This is a genomic window from Domibacillus aminovorans (assembly GCF_001643235.1).
Classification (GTDB): Bacteria; Bacillota; Bacilli; order Bacillales; family Domibacillaceae; genus Domibacillus; species Domibacillus aminovorans.
On record NZ_LQWY01000058.1, the window covers coordinates 1 to 4,599 of the forward strand.

Annotated in this window: 6 protein-coding genes and 1 pseudogene; 6 read left to right on the plus strand and 1 reads right to left on the minus strand. The window is 35.0% G+C overall.

What is annotated here, in order from left to right; genetic code table 11:
* Positions 1–254 precede the first annotated feature (254 nt).
* Both AWH49_RS15410 and AWH49_RS15415 read left to right on the plus strand, forming a co-directional pair.
* Positions 255–1,082 carry a protein-glutamine gamma-glutamyltransferase gene (locus AWH49_RS15410; protein ID WP_063966461.1) on the plus strand — a complete coding sequence of 276 codons (828 nt, stop codon included), beginning with the start codon at positions 255–257 and terminating at the stop codon, positions 1,080–1,082.
* A 351-nt stretch (positions 1,083–1,433) separates the two neighbouring features.
* Positions 1,434–2,141 (plus strand): IS6 family transposase, encoded by a 708-nt coding sequence (locus tag AWH49_RS15415; protein WP_063966462.1) that lies wholly within the window; start codon positions 1,434–1,436, stop codon positions 2,139–2,141.
* 390 nt (positions 2,142–2,531) lie between these two features.
* On the opposite strand, the gene AWH49_RS19555 is transcribed toward AWH49_RS15415, so the two are convergent.
* Entirely contained in the window at positions 2,532–2,930 is a 399-nt protein-coding gene (locus tag AWH49_RS19555) for a GDSL-type esterase/lipase family protein (RefSeq protein ID WP_082862895.1), read from the minus strand.
* A 125-nt stretch (positions 2,931–3,055) separates the two neighbouring features.
* Between AWH49_RS19555 and AWH49_RS15425 the strand changes: the two genes are divergently transcribed.
* The 4 genes and pseudogenes from AWH49_RS15425 (at position 3,056) to AWH49_RS15430 (ending at position 4,495) form a co-directional block, all read left to right on the plus strand.
* Positions 3,056–3,250, plus strand: a complete 195-nt coding sequence (locus AWH49_RS15425; protein WP_063966463.1) for a helix-turn-helix domain-containing protein — start codon at positions 3,056–3,058, stop codon at positions 3,248–3,250.
* A gap of 29 nt (positions 3,251–3,279) precedes the next feature.
* A pseudogene (locus tag AWH49_RS21370) lies at positions 3,280–3,438 on the plus strand (hypothetical protein); the annotation flags it as partial.
* A gap of 90 nt (positions 3,439–3,528) precedes the next feature.
* On the plus strand, positions 3,529–3,774 hold the full coding sequence (locus tag AWH49_RS21375) for an IS3 family transposase (RefSeq protein WP_169816009.1): 246 nt from the start codon (positions 3,529–3,531) through the stop codon (positions 3,772–3,774).
* A gap of 181 nt (positions 3,775–3,955) precedes the next feature.
* On the plus strand, positions 3,956–4,495 hold the full coding sequence (locus tag AWH49_RS15430) for an alpha/beta fold hydrolase (RefSeq protein WP_280512838.1): 540 nt from the start codon (positions 3,956–3,958) through the stop codon (positions 4,493–4,495).
* Positions 4,496–4,599: the final 104 nt, after the last annotated feature.

The following is a 4,599-nucleotide window of genomic DNA, read 5'->3' on the forward strand; positions in this document are numbered from 1 at the left end:
CTTTTTCTGTTTATTCATTTACACAAGATATTTTACGCTCTCTTTTGACGATTTTATTCCTTAAATGATTAATATAAATATTTATAATAAAGACTAATAATTTGTAATAAAGTTTGATCAAAATCCTGTAGTGAAAATGCAGGATTTTTCTTTTCACTAACAGTGATGATTTATGAAAGCTACACATTAAAACGATGCTTGAATATGCTAGGTAATAATGTAAATTAATACTTGAACTTGGAAAGAGGTATATTATGATTCAACTCTCGGGGATGCCCTTTCAACAGAGTGACATGTGGCCGTCTGGTAGCATTGAAAGTATAATCATTCAACAGATGAATGAAGATACAGTCGTTTACTCGTATCAGTCCATAGATGAATTATCGTTTGAGCTTAAGTTGCGAAAAAATATCATATTAAGTGCAAGAGCCATGAATCAAAGCAATGTGCGGTTTGCAGTATTTGCAAAATCCCGTTGTAATCCTCAATACTGGCATTTGACGAGTACCGGCGGATTCCTCCTGCTGGATGGTGTAAAACCATCAGACGCGATTCAAGATATCTACAGGAACAGTTCGCAATATGCGTTTGAATGTGCAACGGCAATGGTCATTATCTATTATCATGCGGTCCTAAACCTTATTGGCGAATCCTTATTTAATCAATTATTTCAAAATATCTATTTATACAGCTGGCATGCTGATCCTGACCTCGGATTAACATCAAATTATACAGACCGTTTTTTACCTGGTGATGTCGTATATTTTAAAAATCCGGACTTCGATCCGCAAACCCCTCAGTGGAAAGGAGAAAATGCCGTTATTCTAGGAGACGGTACGTATTTTGGACATGGGGTAGGAATAAAGACAGCTGAACAAATAATTCATGCTCTGAATCGAAGGAGAAAGCCGGGGACAAAGCAATCAGCCTATCTGACAAATTTAGTTACAAGACCATCTTTTAAACATTTGGCGAAACTTTCGATGTCACAAGGAGTTTATTCGAATCATAAATATCAACATATCGTCGTCCAACATAGTGAAAGTTCGATTTCATTTGATCAATATGTGTTCTACTTGTAATCGCCAACCCAAAAGTGTTGGTTTAAAATAAAATTCGATTAAGGTGCTGCTGAAAACGATGATTTATCGATAAATAAAAGAACCTGTTTTTGAAAAAAAATTGATCAAAAACAGATTCTCAACGTATTTAAAAAGATTTCTTTTTATAAAAAAGTTTGATCATTTTCTATGACAGTTATTCAACAAAAGTATCTGTTAGATAAGTAGATTAAGAAAATCTACATATTCTTATTAAAGTATTGGATGCCAGGGTCATTTGGATTCTGGTGCAAAAACTTCAAGACAGTTGCAAATACTCTTTAAGTATCGCACATACTGATACTATTACTCTAAAAAAGGTGCGTGATCAGTATGGGAAAGCACCATTTATTCAAGTGGAAACATTATCAACCGGACATTATTTTGTTAACCGTAAGATGGTACCTGCGGTACAATTTGAGATTTCGTAACATAGTGGAGATGATGGAGGAACGCGGCTTATCAATGGCCCACACAACGATTATGCGTTGGGTTCATCAATATAGTCCGGAGTTAGATGATAGAGTATGGTATCACCTCAGACTAACAAATAACTCTTGGAGAGTCGACGAAACGTATATCAAAGTAAAAGGGCATTGGATGTACCTGTATCGTGCAGTGGACTCCAAAGGAAACACGATTGATTTTTATCTCGGTAAAGCAAGAGACAAACAGGCTGCAAAGTGCTTCTTCAAGAAAGCTTTGCGGTCTTTTCATGTTTCTAAACCCCGTGTCATAACAGTAGACAAAAATCCAGCCTATCCTGTAGCGATTCAAGAGTTAAAAGAAGAGAAACGTATGCCTGAAGGTATACAAATAAGGCAAGTAAGATATCTCAATAATATAGTAGAACAAGATCACCGTATCATTAAAAAACGTGTGCGCTCTACGTTGGGATTCAAGTCGTATGAAACAGCCACTTATATATTGAATGGCATTGAAGCGATGCATATGATAAAAAAGAGGCAAGTTCACCAAGAGGTGAAGTCTGCCCAAAATGAAGTTGAATTCATACATCAGTTGTTCGGAATAGCATCATAACGGGCAAGTTAGTAGGTAATATAGGTTCTATTTTTATCAAATTATTTTCGCACCAGAACTGAATTATCCATTGTTTTAAAAATTTAAAAACCGACTTTCTTAACAAGCAGCTAAGGAACTCGATAGATCTATGCTGATCCAAGTTCCTTAACGTGCCAGCGGAAAATATCCCAATTTATGAAAAGCTAAAGCCATTTGATAATATCCTCTACTATTAGGATGGATTCCGTCCCTTGTTAATAAAGCTTTTTCATTTCCTTTAAATATACTATAGATATCAGCTACTTTTACATTTTTATACTGACTGAAATTGTCAATAAGTGAATTGAATGTTTTAATACCCTCTTCACTTGTGGGGATATTTGGAAATGGATTATACAAATTAGTTAGTCATATTATAAAATCTTTTTGTTTATCCATGTGATGAATTCTTTTCATTATGCTGGAATAGTTATTCTGAGATTGTTCAAGAACATTAGAAATAATTTTTTCATTTCCAGTTTGCATAAATATTTTAGCGGCATTTAATAGATCATTCCCTCCAGCAGTTATAGTAATGACATCTGCATGTTTTACATATTCTGTAACGATTGGAGAGTGGAGCATATTTAGAACATCGCCGGTTGTTGCTCCCGACCGTGCATATTTCTTATATTGAATACACTTTTTTAAGGTTTGTTTACTTAAACATACGTAATGTTCAACAAATCCCGGGTCAAAAGTTGGAACACCTACACCAACAGTTAAGGAATCCCCTAATGCAAGATAATGTAAAGGATACAAATACATGTTTCACCTCGATTTGTATGAAATTGATTGTATTCAAGTTATGCAACATACGAAATTGATATGCCCTCCTTAAGTAGACAGTTGTAAGAAAGCAACGGTATTGTTTACTTGGAGGGGATTTTGAAATGGCCAAAAAACAAACATATTCTACAGAGGTTAAATTACAAGCAGTCGAACTCTATTTATCGGGGGAACTAGGAGGATATCGGCTTGTAGCTGATCAGTTTAATGTGCATGCGACTCAGGTGATGAGAGCTTATAAAGAAGAGGGAATCGATGCTTTAAAAAAGAAGCGTGTGTCGTATCAGGGAATCATTTAAATCGAGAATTTCATGCCACTCGTCCCAACGAAAAAATGTTAACGGACGTTACCTATCTTCCCATTAATCAACAGCGTTTTTATTTGTCGGTTATTTATGACGTATATAACAATGAAGTGGTGTCTTACAAATTAAGCCGGTGCAATGACTTTCAACTTGTACGAGACACACTGAAAGCAGCTATTTAAAAACGGAAAGTGAGGGGAACTCTTCTCCATAGTGATCAAGGTGTGACCTATACCTCCCGTGCTTATCATCATCTTCTTGTGAAGTACAAAATGAGAGTAAGTATGTCTAGAAAGGGAAACTGCCTCGACAATGCCTGTATCGAAAGCTTTTTTGGCCATTTAAAATCTGAATGCTTTCACCTTTTGACATTCAACCATGCATCTGAGGTTGAGCAAGCGATACACGAATACATACAGTTTTATAATGCAGCAAGATATCAAAAGAAACTAAAGAACCCTTCTCCGATCGACTATCGAAGAAGGGCTGTGTTGTTCAATGACAATAAAGATGTTTAATTATAAATAGAGTGGTTACATTTACAATAAAGTCGTTGGATTTTCGTTTAATAGTTCAATATCTTTGATTCTTCTGTAGTTGAACAAGTATTCTGTTCAAGGAATCATAAAAGCCCAACGATAATATTGTGAAACAAATAGTTTATAAGATAAACCGAAAGAATCCCAAGATGGGATAACAATTGTTAGAACTCTACGTGAAGCATTAACAATAGTGGGATTTGTACCTCCATTTTTATTAGTTGGACATTCGTTAGGCGGTCTATATGCAAATTTATATGCCCGACTCTACCCAAATGAAGTAGAAGGAATTGTCTTTCTAGAATCCAGCCATCCGAAAGATTTAAGCCTTAATGAATATCAAGGTAAGCCAGTAAAAGCAATTAATATGGTGTTCAAAATGTTTGATTCCTTGTCTTCCCATAAACAATTCAATGAGGTTAATTTTGTGAAAGAAACTGTGAACCAAATTCATCAAATAGACTCTTTTCCCGAAATACCTGTATATGTAATTACAGGTGGACAAGAAAATCGAATGATGCCAGAGAAAGTTCAAAAAAAACGACTAGATAATCAATTAGAATTACTTTCGTTGTCAAGAAATAGCAAACATATTGTCGCTGAAAAAAGCGGTCATTTCCCGCAATTATCAGAGCCTACTGTAGTCATTGATACTATCAAGGATTGTGTAAAACAAATAAATAAAACAACCGATTTCTAATTAATATAAAGTTTTTTGTGGAGAATATTTTTCTCTAAAGAGCGTGAAGTATTACACTTAAACTCCCATGAAAATTAAAATCTCCGATTTAGAGAAAAAGGCAA